We start from the raw sequence: 19,915 nt of genomic DNA, 5'->3' as shown, positions 1-19,915 counted from the left end.
CGCGCCCATCAGATGGGCCGAAGCCTCTTCGAGGGTGATCGATGCTGGATCCTTCCTGAACGATCGCACTCGTTATCCGTCTTGACGCTCAAACTCTCACCCTGATGTCGCTGATGGTACTCGGGACAGCATCGCATGTCGGAAAAAGCACGGTCGTTGCCGGCCTCTGCCGCGCCCTCAAAAACCGGGGGATCACAAACGCACCCTTCAAATCGCAGAACATGAGCCTCAATTCATGGGTGACGGAAGACGGCGCGGAGATCGGCATCGCCCAGGCAGTTCAGGCAAAGGCGGCAAAAGTCGAACCGACAGCCGAGATGAACCCCGTCCTCTTAAAACCCAGAGGGGACGCCAGTTCCCAGATCGTGCTCCTCGGTCGGCCGTACCGGGACGTACACATTAAAGACTACTATTCTGAGACCGATACCCTCCTTGAAGAGGCCCTGAAGGCTTTCAGGCACCTTGAAGAGCGCTACGGAACCGTTGTCGTTGAGGGGGCAGGCGGAGCGGCCGAGGTGAACCTCTACGACCGCGACATCGCAAATATCAGGCTCGCCAGGGCGCTGCGTCTCCCGATCATCCTGGTCGCCGACATCGAGCGCGGCGGGGTGTTTGCTCAGGCCTATGGCACCGTCAGCCTCCTCCCCGAGGATATCCGGCCCCTTGTCGCCGGCATCATCGTGAACAAATTCAGAGGGGATCCCGACCTCTTCTCTTCAGGCGTCGGCCTGCTGGAAAAACTCTGCGGTGTCCCGGTCCTCGGCATCCTCCCGTACGCCGACCTTGCGATCGCCTCCGAAGACTCCCTCTCCATCGGGGACAAGGAGGCTGGCAGGAGCCCGATCAGGATCGCCGTCATCAGGCTTCCCCGCATCTCGAACTTCACCGACTTCGAACTCCTTGAACGCCACGCCTCCGTCTCCTACGTAGCGCCCGGAAAACCCCTTTCAGGCTACGACTGCATCATCATTCCCGGGACCAAAAACACCATCGAAGACCTCAAAGTGCTCCGCATTTCAGGGATGGCAGATGAGATCTACCGGATGCGGGATGCGGGCGTGCCGGTGATCGGGATCTGCGGCGGGTTTCAGATGCTCGGGCAGCGCCTTGCCGACGCCGGGTATGAATCCGGAAAACCAGAAGAGGCAGATGGACTCGGCCTCCTCGACGTCAGGACTACCTTCTCCGCCTACACCAAAACCACGCGCCAGGTGCGGAGCCGGGCGGCCGACGCCCCGCCCATCCTCTCGCGGTTCGGGGAGGTGGAGGGCTACGAGATCCATATGGGCGAGACAGAGAACAGGGGGTGCACCCCGGCTTTCGAAAACGACGGAGCGGTCAGTGCCGACGGCCTGGTCTTCGGCACCTACCTGCACGGACTCTTCGCCAACCCTCAGGCAGTGGACGGGCTGCTCTCGTACCTTGCCGGAAAAAAAGGTCTCCCCTATACCGGCGCCGCCAGCGAGGGCGACCCCTATGACCGTCTTGCCGCACTCCTGGAGGCGCACCTGGACATGGAGGCGATCGCCGCCCTTTCCCGACAGGACGGCACTGCCATCTTTAAGACGGCAGGAGGCCCACCATGATCAGAATGCCGGCAGGCAACGCATGGAGTGAAACCGTATGGTGATGAGATGCTCCTTCACCCTTGACCCGGAAATGCTTGACAGCATTGACACCTTTGCAAAGAAGCACAATATCGAGAGAAACGAGGCGATTCTTGAACTTATCGAGGCGGGATTCGCACGCTTCCAGGAAAACGGCGAGGTGGAAATAAAAACGCAGCGCACATTCGAGGAGTTCGCCATCATCAGGAAAGACCTGGATGACCTCAGGGCCCTGGTACAGAATATGCGGGACGAGGTTCGCCTCGTCCACCATACCCTCGAATCAGATTACGAAAAGGAAGCCCGTTGCGTGCCGTACCAGAGCCGCTATCCCTGGGAGTTCTGGAAACGCGATTAACTGATGATCGACATCATGCTCCTGAACCCCTCGCCCCTGTCGTCGTCGCACTCGACGGCGGTCACCTTCGCGAGATCGACCTCGTCGGTCGATCGCGAACGCATGCAGTAGGCCCGGGCAGGCGAGGCCACCCATCGCCCTTTTTCAAAGAACCGCGTGGAATGGACGCAGAACCGGCAGTTCTCCAGGCTGCGGGGCACACCCTCCTGGCAGGAAACGCGCCCCTCTTCTACCTTCAGCACCCTCATCGATCATGATGGCGGCGCCGTTCCGGTTAAATCCTCTGCCTCGACGTACCAGACAGGATCGTAGCCCGCCCCCTCAAGAATCCGGGCCGCTTCGGAACGTCCCTCCCGATCCTGCAGGTCAAGAGGGACGATCCGCTCCTCCCACAGGGCCGAGAGGGCGGCGTCTTCAGTCTTCAGGCTCGTCTTCCCCCTGAGTTCCCCGACGACGGCGCCGCCCTTCTCCACGCGCATCCGCACGCAACGGTACTCCCGGCAGAACGGCGGGCGGGAGGCTCGGATCGTGCAGAAATAGGTTTCTCCGTCCTGCCTGAGAAACGGGCACGCCGCCAGATGCGTCCACTGCACCGACGGCCGCGCAAAAAGAGGGAGGTAGCGATCCTCGACCCGTGCGGTGAACTCCCGGCGGGTGATCGTCTCCCTGCACCTGTACTCCTGCGGGCCGGTCTGCTTCAGAACCACAATGTAACGGCCAGATCCCATGCAGCACCGGCCACAGAGGGTGCAGGAGAAGGGTTCCTCTCTCATCGCAGGATCCTTGCCCGGTGCATAGATAGCCTTTGTGCCCGTCGCCCCTCAGACAGGACACGCTCCCCCTGCACCAGACGTCAACGACCACGCTCTACTCCCCACAAATTAAAATCCCAACGCACGCCACTATTCTCTATGAAGGTCTGCATCATGTGCGGCGGCGAAGGCACGCGCCTGCGCCCCCTCACCTTTGAACGCCCAAAACCCTGCATTCCAATCGTGAACCGGCCGTCGATCACCCACCTGGTCACCCACCTCGCCGACCTCGGCTTCACCGAGATGGTGGTCACCCTCGGCTATAAGGGGGACGACATCGAGCAGGCCCTCGGCGACGGATCACTCTTCGGCGCCGAGATCACCTACGTCCACGAGGACGTCAAACTCGGCACCGCCGGCAGCGTCAAAAACGCGCAGCAGTTCCTCAACGGCACACCCTTCCTGATCGTCGGGGGCGACCACGTGGCAGACTTAAACCTCCTCGAATTCTATCGTGAACACTTAAAAAGCGACGCAGTCGCCACCATCGGACTCATCTCCATCGACGACCCCTCGGAGTACGGCATCGCCGAGATCGACGTCACCTACGCGATCAAGCGCTTCAAGGAAAAGCCCGGCCCTGGCGAGATCTTCTCGAACCTCGCCTCGACCGGGATGTACGTCTGCAACCCCGAGATCTTCGACTATATACCAGCCGGGGAGAAGGTGGACTTCGCACGGGACGTCTTTCCCCGCCTCCTCGCCGAAGGGAGAACAATCAAGGGCTGGCTTGCCCGCGGCAACTGGACCGACGTCGGCAGCCCGCGCTCCCTGCGGCAGGCCGAGCGCTGGAAACTGCAGGAGATCACGACGACGAACATCGCCGGCGACCTTCATGTCAAGGGAGCAAAGATCATCGGCCCGGTCTCCCTCGGCGGCTCCCTCTCCCTGGGCACCAACTCCCAGATCATCGGCCCGGTCTCGATCGGGCGCGGCACCACCATCGAGAGCAATGTCCTGATCGGCCCGTACACAAGCATCGGTGAAGACTGCGTGATCAAGAGCAATGCAAAGATCTTCTCCTCCTCGATCTACAACCAGGTGGTCATCGGCAACCGCACCACGGTCTCAGGGGCGATCATCGACAACGACACGATCATCGGGGACAACGGCTCCATCGAGAACGATACGGTCATCGGCCCGAGAGTGGTCATCCAGAACAACGTCACCATCCACTCGGGAACGCGGCTGTGGCCCGAGGTGATCGTGCCTGACGGCTCCGTGGTCAAGGAGCACCTGCTCAATGAAAAATATGATCTGCGGTGTGAGGGCTCCTAGTTCTGCCGCACAAGCCTGTGAGTGATGGCGACGAGCGGGTGGCGGGCATAATCCATGACCTTGATGTCGTCGAGGGTCCTGAGGTTCTGCGCCTGCGCTGTTCGTTCCATGCCGAGCTCCAGGTTCTCCGCGATCAGGATGATATAGGCGTCGAGCGTTTTGTATCCAAGCCGCTTCGCCGCGATCGCCCGGTGGTGACCGTCGACCAGGATATACCGCCCCGGGCGCTTCACCACGATCAGCGGTTCGGCAAGCCCCTTCTTGATCTCGTAGATCCGTCCTTCGAGCTCGTCCTCGTAGATCCGCGCCTGCGTGGGGAGGAGTTCGTCAATCGGGACGTATCCCCGTTTGACCGTCGGCTCGATCCCGTGAAGGCGCCGGAGGATGTCCATGAAGTTGTAGACCTTTTCAGGGGAGACGTGCTCGATCTGCGACCTGATCACGTCGGCATTCGAGATGATCCCGATGAGACGGTTGGTCTCGTCCACCACCGGCAGTTTCTGGATGCCCGACCTGAAGATCACCCGTGCGGCGTCGTTGATGCTCATCTCAGGGTCGGCGACGATGAGGTGGCGGCTCATGATCCGCTCGACCGGCGTCCCCGGATGGACAGCAAGAAGATCCCGTGCCGAAATATATCCTACAACCTCTTTCTGGTCATTCACAACCGGAAAACCGTCGTGCTTTGTCTTCTGGATCTTTTCAATGACATCGCACCCGGTCGCCTGCACGTCCACCGTGACGACATCGTAGGTCATGTAATCTTTGACCCGTTTTTTGTCCATCATCATCTTGTTTTGACCAACGCTACTTGAAGGATTCGATACATATATACTTTTGGAGAAAAGGAACACCCGTCCGGCCGGAGAAATCGCGGAGGGGCGGGCAACCCTGAAGAAAAAAGAGGAGGGCCCTCACTCGATAGAGATGACCGATCCCTTCTGAGCCTCGGCCTTCTTCAAGCGGACTTCTAAAACACCGTTCTTGAAGCTGGCATGGGCCTCTTCCTCTTTCACGTCCACCGGCAGGGCGATCATCCGCTTCATCCTGCCGTACACCCGCTCGCGGACATAATAGCCCTCTTCAGAGTCTTCCTTCTCACCTTTCTGCACGGCGGAGATCTCAAGGATCCGCGGTGTGACAAGCCGCAGAGAAATGTCTTCTTTCTCGGCGCCCGGCAGGTCAGCGACCACGACCACCTCGTCTTCATGGGCGCAGACGTCCACCCGCGGCCCCTCGGTGCGGAGCGCGGGGAGGTACCTGCCTGCGCCGGTATCGGCCAGCATGGACTGGAACCGGCCCTCCATCTCGGCCCGCATCTCGTTCATCATCTCGTCGAAATCGCTCCAGAACGAATGAAATCCACCTCTCCGTACCATTTCAGTCTCATCTCCCGGTGTCCGGAACCGGACACTAACAGAGAGTAAACATATCACAAATATAAAAATTTCGGATATCTCGAACCAGAGTCCTTATGGGTTCAGGATACCATTGAATACATAATGGTTGCAAAGCCTCAGAAACGCACCCCCGAAACAAAGAGTTCGGGAAAGAGGACGAGGACCCAGCTTATCATGCTGGTCTTCGGCGTCCTCTTTGCCATCGCCATGGTGGGCTCGTATCTCGCCCCGGCGATGGGCATATTCAAGAGCGTAAAGCCAGGAGATTCCGCCATCATCGACTACACGATCAGGGACGCCGCCGGTGTGGCGGTGCTCACCACAAGCCAGATCGTCCTTGTCGACACCTACAACAGCGGCGACGTGAGCTTTCTGACCTCCCAGATGAGTCTCGTCGGCGGGGCAAACGCCTCCTCCCGCGTAACGGCCGTACCCATCTACCTGCCGGACGGCACAACCGCAGATTTCGCCCTCCTTGAGTCTGACGTGACCGACCTCACAAACGGCATCCTCGGGATGCATGAGCAGGAGTCGAAGACGATCCCGCTCACCCTCTCGGATCTCCCCCAGCAGATGAGCGCTACCAGCGCCGACCAGATGGGCATCAACTTCACCGAGTCGCAGGTCGGCGACCGCTTCACCATCGCCATGACGATCACCGACGATCCGACGATCTTCACCGACCCGGAGAACGAGATCTCCTATATCCGCGTCGGCACGATTACCGGAAAGACGAACGACACGCTTTTGGTCAACTTCGGGTATTCAACAGCCGAAGTGAAGGTCCTGAGCATCGCGCAGGCGTAAACCCGGTGGGTATTTATACCGCCCCTCCTTCTTTTTACCCATGCCAGTACGGATCCTCTGCTATTACCAGGAAGGCTGCATGGGGTGCATGGAGCAGGAGCCCATCAACCGGCAGGTGGAAAATGAACTCGGGGTCACCATCGAGGAGATGGATGCCCTCGAACACCCCGACGATATCGCCGCCTACGGCCTGAAGGTGACGCCGACCATCCTCGTCATCGTCGATGGTGCGGTCAGGGAGCACTTCGAAGGCGTCATGCACCGGGAAACGCTGGAGAATGCGATAAAAAAGTATCTATAAGCGGGCCCCGTAGATCCGCTTGATTTTTTTTGCCACGGTCTTCCACCCTTCCTTCCTGAGCACCTGCCCCTCCCGCATCTTGATATGGGAGATCCTGAAGCGGACGTTTCCAAAGGTGTACACGCCGTCCACGGCGAAAGGCTCCTCGCCGTCGCAGAGTTTGTAGAGTGGATAGGTCTTCCAGCCCTTATGGACCGAGGCGCGGACGACGACCTCCTCGATCACCCGCGTCCAGAGGGCCGATATCTCGGGTGCGGAGGCCCTTTCAACCCTTTTGTCCCCGGACTCGATCGAGGTCACCTCGACCGACAGCCCTTCGTCGCCGCAGTCTGCCACCATATAGTCGCCCACCGAGACGATATCCTCCTCAAGGAGTTCGACGGTGCAGACCTCAGACGAGGCTTCTCGGCTCACGATCGCCTTCACGGTAAGGAGATTTTCCTTCGGTATCGGGATATGATGGACTGCCCCGCACGCGGTGCAGCGGACCAGGAGGTCCCCGCTCTCCTTGAGCACCTCATGATCGCTCTCCTCGCCGCACTGCGGGCAGATGGTGGTGATGTACATTGTATAGAATAGCGTACATAGATATTTAAGATGAAGGCACGGGACGTCATCCACTGTTCAGGTCATCCGAATGTGCGGGCCCTCCACCCCACCACCTTCGAGGTGACGACTGAGCCCTCGCTCTCTCCGGCCGGCGACTGCATCATCGGGGTCTGCGCGGACCGGGGGGCTTCCGACCTCAATCCCGACCTGAAAACCCTGCTCGCCGACGACCGTGCGATCGTCACCACGCGCCTGAGCGTAGACAGGATCGAGGCGGTCGTCATATCGCGGGGCAGCGCCGGTCTCACCCTCGACCACCCAACCGACCTGGTCTGGCGGCGGAGCGCCTTCGTATGCGGCAGAACGGTCGCCGTCGGATCGGACACCGTGGCGCGGACCATCGATCGCCGCCTGATCGAACTCCTCGCCGGAGGGGCCGATCTCGTCGTCGAGATCGAGGCCTCTATTCCTGAGTGAGGGTGGCAATCGTCAACTCGGCCTCGGCGAGGAGGCGTTCGCATTCCCGGATCAGGGCTTCGCCCCTCTTGAAGAGGGCGATGCTCTCCTCAAGCCCGGTGTCGTTGTCCTCGATCGTCCGCAGGATCTCTTTTAATTCAGTTATCAGTTCCTCATAGGTCTTCTGCATCATACACATCCTCCACAACAACCGTGCACCCGCCGTCGGCAAGCCGCAGGGCGATCCGGTCGCCGGGCAGGAGGCCGCGCACCGATCCGACCACCGCCCCGCTCTTTGTGGCGAGAGCGTAACCGCGCTGCAGCGGGGCAAAGGGGTTGTCTGCCCTGAGCCTTGCCTTCATCTCAGAGAGGGCAAGGCCGCGGCGCTCGACACCCTGCATACATCCCCGCACGATCCGCTCCTCGAGGTCGGAAAGACCCTGCCGCTGCTCGGCGATCCGCCGCCGGTATCGATCAGGCCTCAGGCGCAGGCGGAGATTTTCGAGTTCATCCCGTCGACGCTCGATCTGCCTGAACATGCCATCGGAAAGCCGCACCCTGTCTCGCCCGAGCCCCGCAAGAAGGTCGGCGCGGTCAGGGACGGCGAGTTCAGCCGCGGCAGAGGGTGTCGGCGCCCGCAGATCGGCGGCGAGGTCGGCAAGGGTGGTGTCCACCTCATGACCGACGGCGCTGATCACCGGCGTCGTGCAGGCGGCGATCGCCCGCACCACCTCTGGCCGGTTGAACGGGAAGAGGTCCTCGAAGCTCCCCCCACCGCGTCCGACGATCATCACGTCGGCCAGCCCGTCGGCGCGTCCGATCGCCGCGGCGATCTCGATATGGGCGAGATCGCCCTGCACCGCCGTCGGCGAGAGGATGACCTCCACCGGGTAGCGGCGGGAGAGGACATTTGTGATGTCGTGCAGCACGGCGCCCGTCGCCGAGGTGACCACGGCAATCCGCCGCGGGAAGGCGGGCACGCCCTTTTTTCTGCCAGGATCGAAGAGCCCCTCGGCGGCGAGTTCCTTCTTCCAGCGCTCGACGAGGAGGTGCTTTTCCCCCTCCCCGGCGCGGCGCAGGTCCTCGACATAGAGCTGGCACTTCCCCTGCGCCTCATAGAAGTCCACGGTCCCGAACGCCAGCACATCCATGCCGTCGGCAGGGTCGAACGGGAGGGCGGCGGCGTTCCCCCTGAACATCACCGCCGGGATCACCGCACTCTTCCCGCCCCTCGTTTCGGAGAGAGAGAAGAAAAAATGGCCGGCTGCGCTCCGTTTGCAGCCAGTAACCTCCCCGCGCACCCAGCAGCCCGCCAGAGCCGGGATGTCGAGCGCACCCCTGATGATCCCGGTCACCTCGGCGACCGTGAGGACCGCCGCCTGCCCGTCGACCGGCAGACCCGGGAACAGACCCATTGAATTTATCGTGCGTCGGCGTCCTATATCAACCTGATACCATGGTCCGTCTCGCCGTATCGAGCATGTTCTTTCATGAATATCCCATCGACGAAATATTTGCATCAGTCGACGAAGCAGGCCTTACCGGCATCGAGTTCTGGATAGAGACACCCCATTTCTGGCTCCGCGACCTCCCGACCGGCGACCTCAACGCCGCCGTCCACGCCCACCCATCCCTCGCCCCGATCACCGTCCATGCGCCGGTCCTCGATCTCAACCCCTGCTCCATCAACCCGCGGGTGGCCGCCGCCTCCCAGCAGTACGCCGTCGAGGCCGTCGCCCTCGCCGAAGAAGCAGGCGCAACGGTGGTGACGGTGCACCCGGGCCGGAGGACCGCAAAGAGAACCCCGAGCGCCTACGACTATGAGCGCTTCGAGATCTACCTCGCCAGGCTCCATGAGGCCGCAAAAGGCAGGCGGGTGCGGGTAGCGATCGAGAACATGGAGCCGAAGGTGAACTCCCTCCTCTGCACGCCCGAAGGGGTGCGGGAGGTGCTCGACGCCAACCCCTGGCTCGATTTCACCCTCGACGTCGCCCATGCGATGAGCCTCTCCACAGGAGAGGTATACCGGTACATCGATCTCTGCATCGACCGCATTGCAAACGTCCACCTGAGCGTGGTCGAAAACGGAAAAATGCACCTCCCGGTCATGGGAAGCAGAGCCGCTGCCGCCATCGTCCGCGCTCTTTCCCGCGCCGGCTACGACGGCTGCCTCACCCTCGAGATCGAGGACCGGAATTTTGCGCACCCTCTCTCCCTGGAGGAGAAGATCAGCCTCCTGCAGGACGAGCGTACCTTCCTCGAAGGCTGCCTTTCCTGAACGCTGGATTTAATACCTCTCAACACAAACGCCAATTAACAAACATTTATGAACGATAGTTGGAATACAAGCCGGAGCCCGGCGTGGCGGCGATGACACCAGACGAGATCTTTCTTATTGGCCTGTTCGTCGTCTGTCTGATCCTCTCAGGTTTTTTCTCCAGTTCTGAAGTGGCCCTCATATCGATCACCAAGGCCAAGGTCAGAACCCTTGTCAACGAGGGAAGAAAAGGAGCCGAAGCGCTGGCGAAACTGAAAGAATATCCCGAACATATCCTGATCACCATTCTCATCGGCAACAACGTCGTCAATGTCGCGGCGGCGTCGATCGCCACCGCAATCGCCATCGAACGGTTCGGCGACGCGGGGGTCGGGATCGCCACCGGCCTGGTCGTGATCCTGATGCTGATCTTCGGCGAGATCGGACCCAAGACCTATGCCTCGCGCTACACCGACCGCCTCGCTCTTTTCACCGCCCCGGTGATCCTCATACTGGCACGGGCGCTCATGCCGATCCTCTGGGTCTACGACCGCCTCGGCGAGCGCTTCTCCCTCAGGACCGGCGTCGCCGAGCCCTCGATCACCGAGGAGGAGATCAAGGAGTGGATCGATGTCGGCGAAGAAGAGGGGACGATCGAGGAGGAAGAGCGGCAGATGCTCTATTCGGTCTTCAAGTTCGGCGACACCACCGCACGGGAGATCATGACCCCTCGCGTGGATGTGGTGCTGATAGAGGACACCAGTTCGCTGGAAAATGCAATCACACTCTTCAACGAGACCGGACTCTCCCGCATCCCGGTCTATCACGACCAGATCGACAACATAGTCGGCGTCCTCAACATAAAGGACGTCTTCGCCGCAGAGTTCTCGAAGAAAGAGGCCACGATCAGGGAGATGATGCATGACGCCTATTTCATCCCCGAGTCCAAGATGATCGACGAACTCCTCAAGGAGATGCAGGTGCGCAAGGTGCATATGGTCATCGTCCTCGACGAGTACGGCGGGTTTGCCGGCGTGGTCACCGTCGAGGATATCCTGGAGGAGCTGGTCGGCGAGATCCTGGACGAGTTCGACGAGGAGGAACCCACCATACAGAAGCTTGGCGAGGGGGTGTACATGGTCGACGCCCAGGTCTGGGTCGAGCACCTCAACGAGGAACTCGGGATCGCCCTCCCAATCGGCGAATCCTACGAGACCGTCGGCGGCCTGCTCTTCACCACGCTCGGCCACATCCCGCTCAGGGGCGAGGTCGTCAAACTCGATGACGGCATTACCCTCGCCGTCGTGCAGATGCGGGGCAGGAGGATCATCAAGGTGAAACTGATCCTGCCGCAGGCCCAGGGCTGAAAATGAGAGAACGGTTAATACTGTACCGGACCGACGTGTGAGCATGAAGCGTATCGCAGTACTGGCATCAGGCAGGGGATCGAACTTTCAGGCAATTATCGATGCCATTTCGGCCGGTACGCTCAGGGCCGAGTGCGTCCGCCTGATCACCGACAACCCCGGGGCCTATGCAATCACGCGGGCAGAAGGTGCAGGGGTGCCGGTGACGGTCCTGGACTACCGATCGTACGCCACCAAGGGGGCATACGAGGCCGACCTGCTCGCGGCGATGAAGGACTGCCGCGCCGACCTGTTTGTGCTCGCAGGCTACATGCGGATCATCGGGGAGGCAATCACCGATGCCTTTGCCGGAAAGATGATCAACATCCACCCGGCCCTTCTCCCGGCCTTTGCCGGCCTTCATGCCCAGCGGCAGGCGATAGAGTACGGCGTGAAGGTCGCCGGGTGCACCGTCCACTTCGTTGACGGCGGCATGGACAGCGGCCCGATCATCCTTCAGGTCTGCGTCCCGGTGCTCGAGGGCGACGACGAGGATAGCCTTGCAGAACGTATCCTTGTCGAAGAACACCGGGCCCTGCCGGCGGCCGCCGCCCTCTTCTGCGAAGGGCGGGTTTTTGTCGAAGGGCGGCGCGTACGGATCCTTCCGCCCGGGGACTGACATGGCAAAGACAACGCGCCGGGGGAGTTCACGCACCCCCGACACGAACAGGATCGCAAAAGAACGGATCGAGCGCCTTTTCGCCCTCGCAGAGGAGGTTTCCGGGACGGATCCGACCCGTTCAAAGCGATATGTGGCGCTTGCCCGCCGTATCGGAATGCGCCAGCGCGTCCGCATCCCGGCGGATCTGCGATTCCGGTTCTGCCGGCGCTGTTCGGCATACCTCGTTCCGGGCGCCAGCGCCAGGGTGAGGGTGCAGCACGGGAAGGTGATCGTCACCTGCCTGGTCTGCGGTCATCAAAAACGATATCCGGTGGTGAAAAAACATCGAAAAGAATGAGTTATTCCAGGAGATCAAACCGACGATCTGGATCGGGAAACGAGGCTATTCGGAGACGCTGATCGATGAAATCAGGGCCCAGTTGAAGGTGCGCAAATACGTGAAGATCAAATGGCTTCGCACCGCCGAGATCGATCCCGAAGAGATCGCACGCCGCGCCGGCGCCGACCTTGTGGGCGTGCGCGGACGGACGATGGTGCTTGCCGATCGAAGCGGCGGCGGCCAGAAGGCCTGATCCCTCCCTTTCTTTTACAATAGGATTTCCGGCCAGATTGCCGGAAAAACGGCAGGATTCGTTGCTCGAAATATATAATAACTGCCATGTCAAATAGATACAGACTGGTAACAATCGATCGTTACCGTGAGGTTAACCAATGACAACTGTATATGACATCCCGGCAGAGATGCTGATCCCGCAGGTAGCCCGAGAATTGAAGGAGCTCCCTGCCATCCGGCCTCCAGAATGGGCGGCTTTTGCCAAGACCGGGATCCACAAGGAGATGCCCCCTGAAGATCCCGACTGGTGGTATGTCAGGGCCGCGTCCATCCTCCGCCGCATCTATATCGACGGCCCGGTTGGCGTGGAGAGACTGAGGACTGCATACGGCGGAAACCGCGACCGCGGCTCGAACCCGAACCAGTTCAGGAAGGGGAGCGGCTCAATCCTGAGAAAGGCACTCCAGCAGCTCGAAGCCGAAGGCTTTGTCGAAAAGGTCAAGGGCGGCAGGCAGGTCTCTGCAAAGGGGCAGTCTTTCATCGACGGCGTGGCGCACAGCCTCAGAGAGGCAGCGACAAAGGCCACCCCTGCGCTCGCGCAGTACTGATGCAGGTGAGGGATACTGATGGGTGACGACGAACTTTCTGATATCAGACGGAAGAGAATGGAGCAGCTCCAGCGGCAGGCGACCGAACAACAGGCGATGCAGGACGACATGGAGCAGCAGAGAAAACGTGCTGAGTCAGAGTTGCAGCTTGCGCTCATGCAGATCCTGGAACCCGAAGCGCGGGAGCGACTGAATACGATCAAACTCACAAAGCCAGAATTCGCCCGGGCAATCGAGCAGCAGCTTGTGCAGCTCGCCCACAGCGGCAGGATCCGGCAGAAGATCACAGACGAGCAGTTGAAGGCTCTGCTCCTGCAGATCGCCCCGCAGAAAAAAGAGTTTCGCATAACACGGAAGTAGATGAAGGCCGGTCTTCTGTTCAGCGGAGGAAAGGACAGCGCACTTGCAGCGGTGATGCTCGCCCGCGACTATGAGGTCGAACTCAATACCTTTGTATTCGACCCGGCGCGGGAGATGCCTTCTGTCAGGGCGGCAGCCGACGCGCTGGGATTGCCCTGGCAGAAACGGTCGTTCGGCCCTGAACTCCTCGAGGAGGCGGTCCAGATGGTGATCGCCTCGGGCTACCCGAACGACGCCATCACCATGATCCACCGTCAGGCAGTGCGCCTGCTGGCGCAGGAGTACTGCGTGGTCGGGGACGGCACGCGGTTCAACGACCGCGTGCCGATGCTGACCAGAAGCGATGTGTTGAGCCTTGCCGACCGCTATGGCTGTTCGTATGTCCGGCCCCTTCTGGGGTACGGAAAAGCCGAGGTGGAACGGCTGGCAAAGCGGCACCTCCTCGTCTCCTACGGCGAGACCGGTACCATCGAAAACGGCGATTATGAGTATGAGATCAGGGCCGCAATCGAGCGCGCCGGGAAGAAGTGCGCAGACCTCTTTCCGATGCACCACGAGCAATCCCTGGTCACAGGTGCAACCGGCACCTGAGAAGAACCCACGGTGATAATCATGAGCAAGCTGACAAAGGGCCGGAAGATCCGGCTGGCAAAGGCATGCATGCAGAACCGCCGCGTGCCTGGATGGGTAATGATTCGGACGAAGCGCCAGGTGGTATCCCACCCGAAGAGGCGCATGTGGAGAAGAAGCACGCTGAAGGTGTAGAGCAATGGTAGAGGTACTCAAAGAGCAGATCTATAACGTCCCCCTCCGCAACACGAAGCGCGCTCCCCGGTGGAAGCGCTGCAACGTTGCAGTCAAGGACATCAGAGCATATCTGGTCCGTCACATGAAGAGCGAGAACATCAAACTCGACAGCAGCATCAACGAGAAGGTCTGGGAGCGCGGCAGTCAGAAGCCCCCGGCGCAGATCAGGATCCGCGCCATGAAGTTCGAGGACGGGCAGGTCCAGGCCGAACTCGCAGAGGAATGAGATGAAAAGAACGATCGACTTTGCCGCAGACCCGCACATCGGCGTTTTTGCCCGCGCCTTTGAAGAGTTTGCCGTCGTCCCCCCTACCGCGTCCGAAGAATTCACCGCAGCCATCGCCGAAGCACTGGATGTCGAGGTGGTGAAGACGACGATCCAGGGTTCATCGATCATCGGCTCGCTCCTTGCCGGAAACTCAAACGGTATGGTGGTGAGCGGCCTTGTTACCGAGGATGAGCGCGCCGTGCTCGCGGAGTACGGCGAGGTGATGACCCTCGGGACCTCGATGAATGCAGCCGGGAACGTGATCCTCGCAAACAATACTTTTGCAGGAGTGCACCCTGAGATGCCGATCGATGTGGCAGAGGAGATCGGAACATTTCTCGGGGTGCCGGTCAGGCGTCTCACCTTCGGCGGGATCAAGACCGTCGGCATGGCGGCAGTGGCGACAGACCGCGGCGTGTTCGTTCATGCGCGGAGCAGCGACACTGAAATCGAGCGCCTTGCCGGGTGCACGGGCGACCTCCAGATCGGGGCCGGAACCGTGAACATGGGCAGCGGGCTCGTCGGTACCGGCGTGCTCGCAAACAGCAAAGGATATATCGCCGGGATCAGGACCACTGGTTTTGAACTCGGGCGGATTGAAGAAGTATTCGGTTTTCTGGAGTGAGTGGAATGGAGAATCAGCAGTATGAAGTAACGGGCGCCTGCCAGATCGGCGGCGTGTGGCAGCCCTTCACGAAGGTCATCGAGGCCCAGAATGAGAGGATTGCAAGAGAGCACGTCTACACCGACATCGGCAGCAAACACCGCCTTAAGAGAAATTATATCACAATCAAGGGCGTTACCGTAGTAGGTGAGTAAAGTCCATGAGTGAGGCCGACCCGAGGGAGCTGCAGTCGCTCCAGTATTATCTGAACGAATACGGACAGCAGGCAGAGATCTTCGCCCGGCAGCTGGAGATGCTGGAGCAGCAGAGGGTCGAGTCAATAGCAGCGATCGAAACCCTCCAGGCTCTCGGCTCTGCACAGGACGGGACGGTCCTCCTCCCGCTCGGCGGCGGGGTCAGCGTCCGGGCCACGATCCCGGATCCCGAACATGTGCTTGTCGCCATCGGGGCAGATGTCACTGTCGGGCGGGACAATGCAGGCGCCGTCTCGTACCTCGAAGACCGGGCACGAGAGCTTGAGGCCTCGGAAAAGAAAATCTCTGAGATGATCGAGAACATCCGGGCCCAGATGAATGATATTGCCGCCCGGCTCGATGCGGCCTACCGCGGGCAGCAGCAGCAGGTTCCGGGCAGGTAATCCCCATGTTCGAGGGCCTCAGGAGCAAACTGCAGAATATTCAGAAGAAGTTCGGGCGCTCGATCGAGGAGGCGGCAGGCCCTGATGTGGTGGTCGAGGCGCCTTCACCGGTGCCGCAGCCTGAGGCCAGCAGGCCCGCCGTCGTACCGGACACCCTTTCCTCCGCAACCATTCCGAAGCCTGAGAAGAAGGCCGAAGGGTTCGTCGCGAAGGTGAAAAGCCTTATCATCGAGCGCGAGCTGATCATCTCAGAAAAAGACATCGCAGAACCCCTTGAGGAGCTCGAGATGGCGCTTCTGGAGAACGATGTCGCCCTTGACGTCTCGGACGCCATCATCGGCTACATGAAAGAGGATCTCGTCGGGAGCCACCGGAAGATCGGCACCTCGGTCGATACCGTTGTCACCGCCGCCCTCAGGGGCGCACTGCTCCGGGTTCTCGGCGAAGGCTTCGATCCGATTGACTACGTCCGCGCCCACGAGCGCCCGGTGAAGATCCTGATCACCGGGGTGAACGGCACCGGAAAGACGACGTCCATCGCCAAAATGGCGCATTATTTTAAGAAAAATGGTTTTTCCGTGGTGCTCGGCGCAGGGGACACCTTCAGGGCCGGTGCGATCGATCAGATCGCAGAACATGCCGCAAGGCTGGGCGTCAAGGTGATCCAGCACCAGGAGGGTTCTGATCCCGCGGCAGTCCTCTACGACACGGTGGAGTATGCAAAGGCCCACGAAATCGACGTGGTGCTCGCAGACACCGCCGGGCGGTTCCACAACAGGAAAAATCTGATGAGCCAGCTCGACAAGATCAGGCGGGTAATGAAGCCCGACCTCGTCGTCTATGTCGATGAGGCGGTGGCCGGCAACGACGCCGTCGTGCGTGCGAAAGATTTCAACGACCTCGTCGGGACCGACGCCGTCATGCTGACGAAAGCGGACATGGACCCGAGAGGCGGGGCCGCCATATCCATCGCCCAGACGATCGGCAAACCGATCCTTTTCCTGGGCACCGGGCAGGGCTATGACGACATCGTTCCGTTCCGCCCTGAAAGAGTCGTCGATGAACTCATCGGCGCGGAGGGATAAACCATGCTCGATTCGCTCAGTTCATCGCTCAAGGACGCGCTCAAGAAGATTGCAGGCAAGACGGTCGTCGACCGCGCAGCGGTGGAGGAACTCGTGCGGAGCCTGCAGCGTGCTCTTTTGCAGGCCGACGTGAACGTCAAACTCGTCATGCACCTCTCCCAGTCCATAAAGAGGCGGGCGCTCGAAGAGGAGCCGCCAAAAGGGATGAACCTGCGGGAGCACGTCCTGCGGATCGTCTACCAGGAACTTGTCGCCCTGATGGGCGGCGCGGGAAAGGTGGACCTCTCGCAGCAGACGATCCTGATGGCCGGGCTGCAGGGGAGCGGCAAGACGACGACGACGGCGAAGCTTGCCCGCTATTTCCAGAGGAAGGGGCTGAAGGTCGGCGTGATCTGCGCCGACACCTTCAGGCCAGGGGCGTATAAGCAGCTCTCGACGCTCTGTGCAAAAGTCAACGTCCCGATCTTCGGCGATCCCACAGAAAAAGATGCCCTTCTGATCGTGCGCGAAGGGATCAAACGGTTTGCCGAGACCGAGGTCGTCATCATCGACACACAGGGGCGCCACGCCCTTGAAGACGATCTGATCCAGGAGATCATCGACATCAACGAGATCGCAAAGCCCGAGCACCGCTGGCTTGTCATCGACGCCGCTCTCGGCCAGCAGGCGGCCGAACAGGCCCGCAGGTTCAACGAGGCGATCGAGATCGACGGCGTGCTGATCACCAAGATGGACGGCACGGCAAAAGGCGGCGGCGCCCTTTCCGCAGTATCCGAAACGAAGAGCGGGATCGTATTCATCGGTGCCGGCGAGACGATCGACGACCTCGAACGCTTCGATCCCGACGGCTTCATCTCCCGTCTCCTTGGTATGGGCGACCTCAAGGCCCTGGCCGAGCGGGCCGAAGAGGTGATGGCCGACGAGGAGATGGATGTCAACGCCATGCTGCGGGGGAAGTTCACCCTCAGGGACATGTACAAACAACTTGAAACGGTGAACAAGATGGGGCCGCTCAAGCAGGTGATGTCCATGCTCCCGCTCGGCGGCATGCAGATCCCCGACGACGCCTACGACGTCACCTCCACAAAAATGGAGCGCTACAAGGTAGTCATGGACTCGATGACAAGCGCCGAGCTCGACGATCCGCAGATCATCTCGGGATCACGGGTGCACCGTATCTCGCGGGGCGCCGGCGTCGCCCCCGAGGACGTGCGCGAACTCCTGAAGTATTACCGGGTCATGCAGCGGGCGCTGAAGGGCATGCGGGGAAGCAAATTCTCCATGCAGCGGATGATGAAGCGATTCGGGAAGACTCAGTAGATGAAACGTTTTGTCGTGGTAGGCCACCTGGGAAGCACCGACCCTGATTTTTCCCTGAACAATCTTCCTGGCGCCGGCAGGATGGACGAGCTCTGCCGGTGCGTCGCCGCATCCCTCTGTCTCTCGCATGGAATTCGCCGGGACACCGAGTGTCTGCTCGTTCTCCTCGGCGGACCGAAGGCCCCGAAGACTATCCGTTTTTCAGGCGAGAGCGTGCGCAGCCTCAGCCCGGACGAAAGGAATGTTGCCGGGCTGATCAAAAAGGCGCTCGCCCTCCCCTGCGGCACCGTCTTCAGGGAATCGAGCCCGGGCGTCTCGGTACGAAAAGGAGGACTTGAAGAGGTGCTCGCCGAATGCAGGTGTGCTGTTCTGGATGAAAGAGGGGAAGACATCAGGGGCGTTGAGACCGTCCCGGAGACCTTCGTCCTCTCAGACCACCAGAACTTTTCAGAGGAGGAGCGCGGGCTGATGCAGGACCTGCCCGCCTGCTCCCTCGGCCCCTGCATCCTGCACGCCGACATGGCGATTGTGGTCCTGCACAATGAACTTGACAGGAGAGAGAGCGGATGGACCTGATTGAAACGATCGGGGCGATTCTGGACTATGGCCCTATATGCGACCATTGCCTCGGACGCTTCTTTGGAAAGCGCTCGTTTGGACTGACCAATGCCGAGCGGGGCCGTGCCCTCAGGACAGTCCATGCCCTTGTAAAAAATGAACCCTATACCGGCGAACCCGATGAATGCTGGGTCTGCAACCGCCTCTTCGACGGGATCGATCTCTGGGCCGGGCGGGTCGTGGAGGCGCTGGAAGGGACAGAACACGCCACCTTTCTGGTGGGGACACGGGTGCCGCCGCTCATCGCCGAGAGCGAGGAGATGGTGTGGAGCGACCTCTCCCTGACCGATCCCGAGCCGATCAAATCCGAGATGAACCGCGAGACCGGCAAAGCAGTCTCGGCCCTGACCGGGAAGGTGGTGGACTTCAAGCGCCCCGACGTCGTCGCTGTAATCAACCTTGCCGAAGACCGGGTGGAGATCGAGATCAACCCGGTGTATTTCAGTGGGCGCTATATGAAGTATGAGCGGGGCATTCCCCAGACGCACTGGGACTGCCGGATCTGCCATGGAAAGGGGTGCGAACGCTGCAATTACACCGGGAAGATGTACGCCGACTCGGTCGAGGAACTGATCGGGGGGCCGGCGATCGAGATCTTCAATGCAGAAAACGCCGTTCTCCATGGTTCTGGTCGGGAGGACATCGATGCACGGATGCTCGGGACCGGCCGCCCCTTTGTCATGGAGATGATGCATCCCCTGCGGCGGGATATCGACCTTGCCAGACTGGAAGAGGCGATCAACGCCAGTGCCGATGGAAGGGTAGGGGTGAAAATCACCGGGTGGAGTTCGCACGCCGAGGTGGAAACCCTTAAATCGAACAAAGCGCATAAAAAATACAGGATTCTCGTTGAGGTCGACGGTACGATCTCTCTGGACGAACTCAAATCCGCTCTCGCCTGCTTAAACGGCGTGGTGATCCATCAGCGCACACCGCAGAGGGTCGCACACCGCAGAGCCGACCGGATCAGAGAACGCAGGGTGATCGATATACAGTCACCCGGGATGCAGGACGGGAAGTTCGTCATTGATGTCGTCGGCGAAGCCGGCCTCTATATCAAGGAACTGGTCTCGGGGGACAACGGGCGAACACAACCGAGTCTTGCAGAAATCCTGGGTAAAGACGCTCATGTCACCAGCCTCGATGTAGTGCTGGTGGAGGAACCAGGGAGTGGTGAATGA

At 60.5% G+C, this 19,915-nt stretch carries 30 protein-coding genes; 23 read left to right on the top strand and 7 right to left on the bottom strand.

Annotated features, from left to right (window positions below; all coding sequences use genetic code 11):
• Nucleotides 1-104: 104 nt before the first annotated feature.
• Both HWN36_RS10125 and HWN36_RS10120 read left to right on the top strand, forming a co-directional pair.
• Nucleotides 105-1,586 carry a cobyric acid synthase gene (locus tag HWN36_RS10125; RefSeq protein WP_176789221.1) on the top strand — a complete coding sequence of 494 codons (1,482 nt, stop codon included), beginning with the start codon at nt 105-107 and terminating at the stop codon, nt 1,584-1,586.
• A 37-nt stretch (nt 1,587-1,623) separates the two neighbouring features.
• On the top strand, nt 1,624-1,965 hold the full coding sequence (locus tag HWN36_RS10120) for a type II secretion system protein E (protein WP_176789220.1): 342 nt from the start codon (nt 1,624-1,626) through the stop codon (nt 1,963-1,965).
• Here the strand turns inward: HWN36_RS10120 and HWN36_RS10115 are convergent.
• Nucleotides 1,962-2,213 (bottom strand): hypothetical protein, encoded by a 252-nt coding sequence (locus tag HWN36_RS10115; RefSeq protein ID WP_176789219.1) that lies wholly within the window; start codon nt 2,211-2,213, stop codon nt 1,962-1,964. The two genes, HWN36_RS10120 and HWN36_RS10115, sit on opposite strands and share 4 nt — an antisense overlap.
• 3 nt (nt 2,214-2,216) lie before the next feature.
• Entirely contained in the window at nt 2,217-2,738 is a 522-nt protein-coding gene (locus tag HWN36_RS10110; protein WP_176789218.1) for a YkgJ family cysteine cluster protein, read from the bottom strand.
• A 138-nt stretch (nt 2,739-2,876) separates the two neighbouring features.
• Here HWN36_RS10110 and HWN36_RS10105 point away from each other — a divergent pair, with 138 nt between their 5' ends.
• On the top strand, nt 2,877-4,055 hold the full coding sequence (locus HWN36_RS10105) for a nucleotidyltransferase family protein (protein ID WP_246269897.1): 1,179 nt from the start codon (nt 2,877-2,879) through the stop codon (nt 4,053-4,055).
• On the opposite strand, the gene HWN36_RS10100 is transcribed toward HWN36_RS10105, so the two are convergent.
• Together HWN36_RS10100 and HWN36_RS10095 are read right to left on the bottom strand one after the other, a co-directional pair.
• Complete coding sequence (locus HWN36_RS10100) at nt 4,052-4,840, bottom strand: CBS domain-containing ParB/RepB/Spo0J family partition protein (RefSeq protein ID WP_176789217.1); 789 nt, start codon at nt 4,838-4,840, stop codon at nt 4,052-4,054. The genes HWN36_RS10105 and HWN36_RS10100 overlap by 4 nt on opposite strands.
• Before the next feature lie 129 nt (nt 4,841-4,969).
• Nucleotides 4,970-5,434: an Hsp20/alpha crystallin family protein gene (locus tag HWN36_RS10095; RefSeq protein ID WP_176789216.1), complete on the bottom strand. Its 465-nt coding sequence runs from the start codon at nt 5,432-5,434 to the stop codon at nt 4,970-4,972.
• A 123-nt stretch (nt 5,435-5,557) separates the two neighbouring features.
• Here HWN36_RS10095 and HWN36_RS10090 point away from each other — a divergent pair, with 123 nt between their 5' ends.
• Complete coding sequence (locus HWN36_RS10090; protein WP_176789215.1) at nt 5,558-6,262, top strand: hypothetical protein; 705 nt, start codon at nt 5,558-5,560, stop codon at nt 6,260-6,262.
• A 40-nt stretch (nt 6,263-6,302) separates the two neighbouring features.
• Nucleotides 6,303-6,563, top strand: a complete 261-nt coding sequence (locus tag HWN36_RS10085; protein ID WP_176789214.1) for a thioredoxin family protein — start codon at nt 6,303-6,305, stop codon at nt 6,561-6,563.
• Here the strand turns inward: HWN36_RS10085 and HWN36_RS10080 are convergent.
• Complete coding sequence (locus tag HWN36_RS10080) at nt 6,558-7,130, bottom strand: HVO_0476 family zinc finger protein (protein ID WP_176789213.1); 573 nt, start codon at nt 7,128-7,130, stop codon at nt 6,558-6,560. The two genes, HWN36_RS10085 and HWN36_RS10080, sit on opposite strands and share 6 nt — an antisense overlap.
• A gap of 30 nt (nt 7,131-7,160) precedes the next feature.
• Here HWN36_RS10080 and HWN36_RS10075 point away from each other — a divergent pair, with 30 nt between their 5' ends.
• Complete coding sequence (locus HWN36_RS10075; RefSeq protein WP_176789212.1) at nt 7,161-7,589, top strand: DUF371 domain-containing protein; 429 nt, start codon at nt 7,161-7,163, stop codon at nt 7,587-7,589.
• On the opposite strand, the gene xseB is transcribed toward HWN36_RS10075, so the two are convergent.
• Both xseB and xseA read right to left on the bottom strand, forming a co-directional pair.
• Nucleotides 7,576-7,761, bottom strand: coding sequence for an exodeoxyribonuclease VII small subunit (xseB, locus tag HWN36_RS10070; RefSeq protein WP_004039596.1), 186 nt, complete (start codon nt 7,759-7,761; stop codon nt 7,576-7,578). The two genes, HWN36_RS10075 and xseB, sit on opposite strands and share 14 nt — an antisense overlap.
• Complete coding sequence (gene xseA / locus HWN36_RS10065; RefSeq protein ID WP_176789211.1) at nt 7,742-8,983, bottom strand: exodeoxyribonuclease VII large subunit; 1,242 nt, start codon at nt 8,981-8,983, stop codon at nt 7,742-7,744. Before xseA ends, xseB begins: the two co-directional genes overlap by 20 nt.
• Before the next feature lie 65 nt (nt 8,984-9,048).
• Here xseA and HWN36_RS10060 point away from each other — a divergent pair, with 65 nt between their 5' ends.
• The 17 genes from HWN36_RS10060 to HWN36_RS09980 all read left to right on the top strand — a co-directional run bounded on the left by HWN36_RS10060 (nt 9,049) and on the right by HWN36_RS09980 (nt 19,915).
• Complete coding sequence (locus tag HWN36_RS10060) at nt 9,049-9,846, top strand: sugar phosphate isomerase/epimerase family protein (protein ID WP_343044971.1); 798 nt, start codon at nt 9,049-9,051, stop codon at nt 9,844-9,846.
• Between the two features lie 92 nt (nt 9,847-9,938).
• On the top strand, nt 9,939-11,192 hold the full coding sequence (locus HWN36_RS10055) for a hemolysin family protein (RefSeq protein WP_176789613.1): 1,254 nt from the start codon (nt 9,939-9,941) through the stop codon (nt 11,190-11,192).
• 43 nt (nt 11,193-11,235) lie between these two features.
• Complete coding sequence (gene purN / locus HWN36_RS10050; protein WP_176789209.1) at nt 11,236-11,850, top strand: phosphoribosylglycinamide formyltransferase; 615 nt, start codon at nt 11,236-11,238, stop codon at nt 11,848-11,850.
• Between the two features lies 1 nt (nt 11,851).
• Nucleotides 11,852-12,190 carry a ribonuclease P protein component 4 gene (locus HWN36_RS10045; RefSeq protein ID WP_176789208.1) on the top strand — a complete coding sequence of 113 codons (339 nt, stop codon included), beginning with the start codon at nt 11,852-11,854 and terminating at the stop codon, nt 12,188-12,190.
• Nucleotides 12,177-12,425, top strand: coding sequence for a YhbY family RNA-binding protein (locus HWN36_RS10040; RefSeq protein WP_176789612.1), 249 nt, complete (start codon nt 12,177-12,179; stop codon nt 12,423-12,425). The genes HWN36_RS10045 and HWN36_RS10040 overlap by 14 nt, the downstream gene beginning before the upstream one ends.
• 139 nt (nt 12,426-12,564) lie before the next feature.
• Nucleotides 12,565-13,014, top strand: coding sequence for a 30S ribosomal protein S19e (locus HWN36_RS10035; protein ID WP_004039618.1), 450 nt, complete (start codon nt 12,565-12,567; stop codon nt 13,012-13,014).
• Between the two features lie 18 nt (nt 13,015-13,032).
• Nucleotides 13,033-13,374, top strand: coding sequence for a DNA-binding protein (locus HWN36_RS10030; RefSeq protein ID WP_176789207.1), 342 nt, complete (start codon nt 13,033-13,035; stop codon nt 13,372-13,374).
• Nucleotides 13,375-13,965 (top strand): DUF7411 family protein, encoded by a 591-nt coding sequence (locus tag HWN36_RS10025; protein ID WP_176789206.1) that lies wholly within the window; start codon nt 13,375-13,377, stop codon nt 13,963-13,965.
• A gap of 21 nt (nt 13,966-13,986) precedes the next feature.
• Nucleotides 13,987-14,139 carry a 50S ribosomal protein L39e gene (locus HWN36_RS10020; RefSeq protein WP_004039624.1) on the top strand — a complete coding sequence of 51 codons (153 nt, stop codon included), beginning with the start codon at nt 13,987-13,989 and terminating at the stop codon, nt 14,137-14,139.
• A 4-nt stretch (nt 14,140-14,143) separates the two neighbouring features.
• Nucleotides 14,144-14,407 (top strand): 50S ribosomal protein L31e, encoded by a 264-nt coding sequence (locus tag HWN36_RS10015; RefSeq protein ID WP_004039632.1) that lies wholly within the window; start codon nt 14,144-14,146, stop codon nt 14,405-14,407.
• Between the two features lies 1 nt (nt 14,408).
• Nucleotides 14,409-15,074, top strand: a complete 666-nt coding sequence (locus HWN36_RS10010) for a translation initiation factor IF-6 (protein WP_176789205.1) — start codon at nt 14,409-14,411, stop codon at nt 15,072-15,074.
• Between the two features lie 5 nt (nt 15,075-15,079).
• The gene (rpl18a, locus tag HWN36_RS10005; RefSeq protein ID WP_176789204.1) at nt 15,080-15,268 is read left to right on the top strand and encodes a 50S ribosomal protein L18Ae; all 189 of its coding nucleotides are present in this window, start codon (nt 15,080-15,082) and stop codon (nt 15,266-15,268) included.
• 5 nt (nt 15,269-15,273) lie between these two features.
• Nucleotides 15,274-15,711 carry a prefoldin subunit alpha gene (gene pfdA, locus HWN36_RS10000; RefSeq protein ID WP_176789203.1) on the top strand — a complete coding sequence of 146 codons (438 nt, stop codon included), beginning with the start codon at nt 15,274-15,276 and terminating at the stop codon, nt 15,709-15,711.
• Between the two features lie 5 nt (nt 15,712-15,716).
• Nucleotides 15,717-16,796: a signal recognition particle-docking protein FtsY gene (gene ftsY, locus HWN36_RS09995; protein WP_176789202.1), complete on the top strand. Its 1,080-nt coding sequence runs from the start codon at nt 15,717-15,719 to the stop codon at nt 16,794-16,796.
• Nucleotides 16,797-16,799: 3 nt separating this feature from the next.
• On the top strand, nt 16,800-18,116 hold the full coding sequence (locus tag HWN36_RS09990; RefSeq protein ID WP_176789201.1) for a signal recognition particle protein Srp54: 1,317 nt from the start codon (nt 16,800-16,802) through the stop codon (nt 18,114-18,116).
• Nucleotides 18,117-18,692 (top strand): tRNA (pseudouridine(54)-N(1))-methyltransferase TrmY, encoded by a 576-nt coding sequence (gene trmY, locus HWN36_RS09985; protein WP_176789200.1) that lies wholly within the window; start codon nt 18,117-18,119, stop codon nt 18,690-18,692. It begins immediately after the preceding gene.
• Nucleotides 18,683-19,915 carry a tRNA pseudouridine(54/55) synthase Pus10 gene (locus HWN36_RS09980; protein WP_176789199.1) on the top strand — a complete coding sequence of 411 codons (1,233 nt, stop codon included), beginning with the start codon at nt 18,683-18,685 and terminating at the stop codon, nt 19,913-19,915. The genes trmY and HWN36_RS09980 overlap by 10 nt, the downstream gene beginning before the upstream one ends.

This window comes from Methanofollis tationis, assembly GCF_013377755.1.
Lineage (GTDB): Archaea > Halobacteriota > Methanomicrobia > Methanomicrobiales > Methanofollaceae > Methanofollis > Methanofollis tationis.
This window is presented reverse-complemented; position numbering and strand designations above follow the sequence as displayed.

What these genes read in the sequence shown, in the direction of transcription:
- HWN36_RS10125 (WP_176789221.1), top strand. Translation starts at nt 105, where the DNA reads ATGTCGCTGATGGTACTCGGGACAGCATCGCATGTCGGAAAAAGCACG.
- HWN36_RS10120 (WP_176789220.1), top strand. Translation starts at nt 1,624, where the DNA reads ATGGTGATGAGATGCTCCTTCACCCTTGACCCGGAAATGCTTGACAGC.
- HWN36_RS10115 (WP_176789219.1), bottom strand. Translation starts at nt 2,213, where the DNA reads ATGAGGGTGCTGAAGGTAGAAGAGGGGCGCGTTTCCTGCCAGGAGGGT.
- HWN36_RS10110 (WP_176789218.1), bottom strand. Translation starts at nt 2,738, where the DNA reads ATGAGAGAGGAACCCTTCTCCTGCACCCTCTGTGGCCGGTGCTGCATG.
- HWN36_RS10105 (WP_246269897.1), top strand. Translation starts at nt 2,877, where the DNA reads ATGAAGGTCTGCATCATGTGCGGCGGCGAAGGCACGCGCCTGCGCCCC.
- HWN36_RS10100 (WP_176789217.1), bottom strand. Translation starts at nt 4,840, where the DNA reads ATGGACAAAAAACGGGTCAAAGATTACATGACCTACGATGTCGTCACG.
- HWN36_RS10095 (WP_176789216.1), bottom strand. Translation starts at nt 5,434, where the DNA reads ATGGTACGGAGAGGTGGATTTCATTCGTTCTGGAGCGATTTCGACGAG.
- HWN36_RS10090 (WP_176789215.1), top strand. Translation starts at nt 5,558, where the DNA reads ATGGTTGCAAAGCCTCAGAAACGCACCCCCGAAACAAAGAGTTCGGGA.
- HWN36_RS10085 (WP_176789214.1), top strand. Translation starts at nt 6,303, where the DNA reads ATGCCAGTACGGATCCTCTGCTATTACCAGGAAGGCTGCATGGGGTGC.
- HWN36_RS10080 (WP_176789213.1), bottom strand. Translation starts at nt 7,130, where the DNA reads ATGTACATCACCACCATCTGCCCGCAGTGCGGCGAGGAGAGCGATCAT.
- HWN36_RS10075 (WP_176789212.1), top strand. Translation starts at nt 7,161, where the DNA reads ATGAAGGCACGGGACGTCATCCACTGTTCAGGTCATCCGAATGTGCGG.
- xseB (WP_004039596.1), bottom strand. Translation starts at nt 7,761, where the DNA reads ATGATGCAGAAGACCTATGAGGAACTGATAACTGAATTAAAAGAGATC.
- xseA (WP_176789211.1), bottom strand. Translation starts at nt 8,983, where the DNA reads ATGGGTCTGTTCCCGGGTCTGCCGGTCGACGGGCAGGCGGCGGTCCTC.
- HWN36_RS10060 (WP_343044971.1), top strand. Translation starts at nt 9,049, where the DNA reads ATGTTCTTTCATGAATATCCCATCGACGAAATATTTGCATCAGTCGAC.
- HWN36_RS10055 (WP_176789613.1), top strand. Translation starts at nt 9,939, where the DNA reads ATGACACCAGACGAGATCTTTCTTATTGGCCTGTTCGTCGTCTGTCTG.
- purN (WP_176789209.1), top strand. Translation starts at nt 11,236, where the DNA reads ATGAAGCGTATCGCAGTACTGGCATCAGGCAGGGGATCGAACTTTCAG.
- HWN36_RS10045 (WP_176789208.1), top strand. Translation starts at nt 11,852, where the DNA reads ATGGCAAAGACAACGCGCCGGGGGAGTTCACGCACCCCCGACACGAAC.
- HWN36_RS10035 (WP_004039618.1), top strand. Translation starts at nt 12,565, where the DNA reads ATGACAACTGTATATGACATCCCGGCAGAGATGCTGATCCCGCAGGTA.
- HWN36_RS10030 (WP_176789207.1), top strand. Translation starts at nt 13,033, where the DNA reads ATGGGTGACGACGAACTTTCTGATATCAGACGGAAGAGAATGGAGCAG.
- HWN36_RS10025 (WP_176789206.1), top strand. Translation starts at nt 13,375, where the DNA reads ATGAAGGCCGGTCTTCTGTTCAGCGGAGGAAAGGACAGCGCACTTGCA.
- HWN36_RS10020 (WP_004039624.1), top strand. Translation starts at nt 13,987, where the DNA reads ATGAGCAAGCTGACAAAGGGCCGGAAGATCCGGCTGGCAAAGGCATGC.
- HWN36_RS10015 (WP_004039632.1), top strand. Translation starts at nt 14,144, where the DNA reads ATGGTAGAGGTACTCAAAGAGCAGATCTATAACGTCCCCCTCCGCAAC.
- HWN36_RS10010 (WP_176789205.1), top strand. Translation starts at nt 14,409, where the DNA reads ATGAAAAGAACGATCGACTTTGCCGCAGACCCGCACATCGGCGTTTTT.
- rpl18a (WP_176789204.1), top strand. Translation starts at nt 15,080, where the DNA reads ATGGAGAATCAGCAGTATGAAGTAACGGGCGCCTGCCAGATCGGCGGC.
- pfdA (WP_176789203.1), top strand. Translation starts at nt 15,274, where the DNA reads ATGAGTGAGGCCGACCCGAGGGAGCTGCAGTCGCTCCAGTATTATCTG.
- ftsY (WP_176789202.1), top strand. Translation starts at nt 15,717, where the DNA reads ATGTTCGAGGGCCTCAGGAGCAAACTGCAGAATATTCAGAAGAAGTTC.
- HWN36_RS09990 (WP_176789201.1), top strand. Translation starts at nt 16,800, where the DNA reads ATGCTCGATTCGCTCAGTTCATCGCTCAAGGACGCGCTCAAGAAGATT.
- trmY (WP_176789200.1), top strand. Translation starts at nt 18,117, where the DNA reads ATGAAACGTTTTGTCGTGGTAGGCCACCTGGGAAGCACCGACCCTGAT.
- HWN36_RS09980 (WP_176789199.1), top strand. Translation starts at nt 18,683, where the DNA reads ATGGACCTGATTGAAACGATCGGGGCGATTCTGGACTATGGCCCTATA.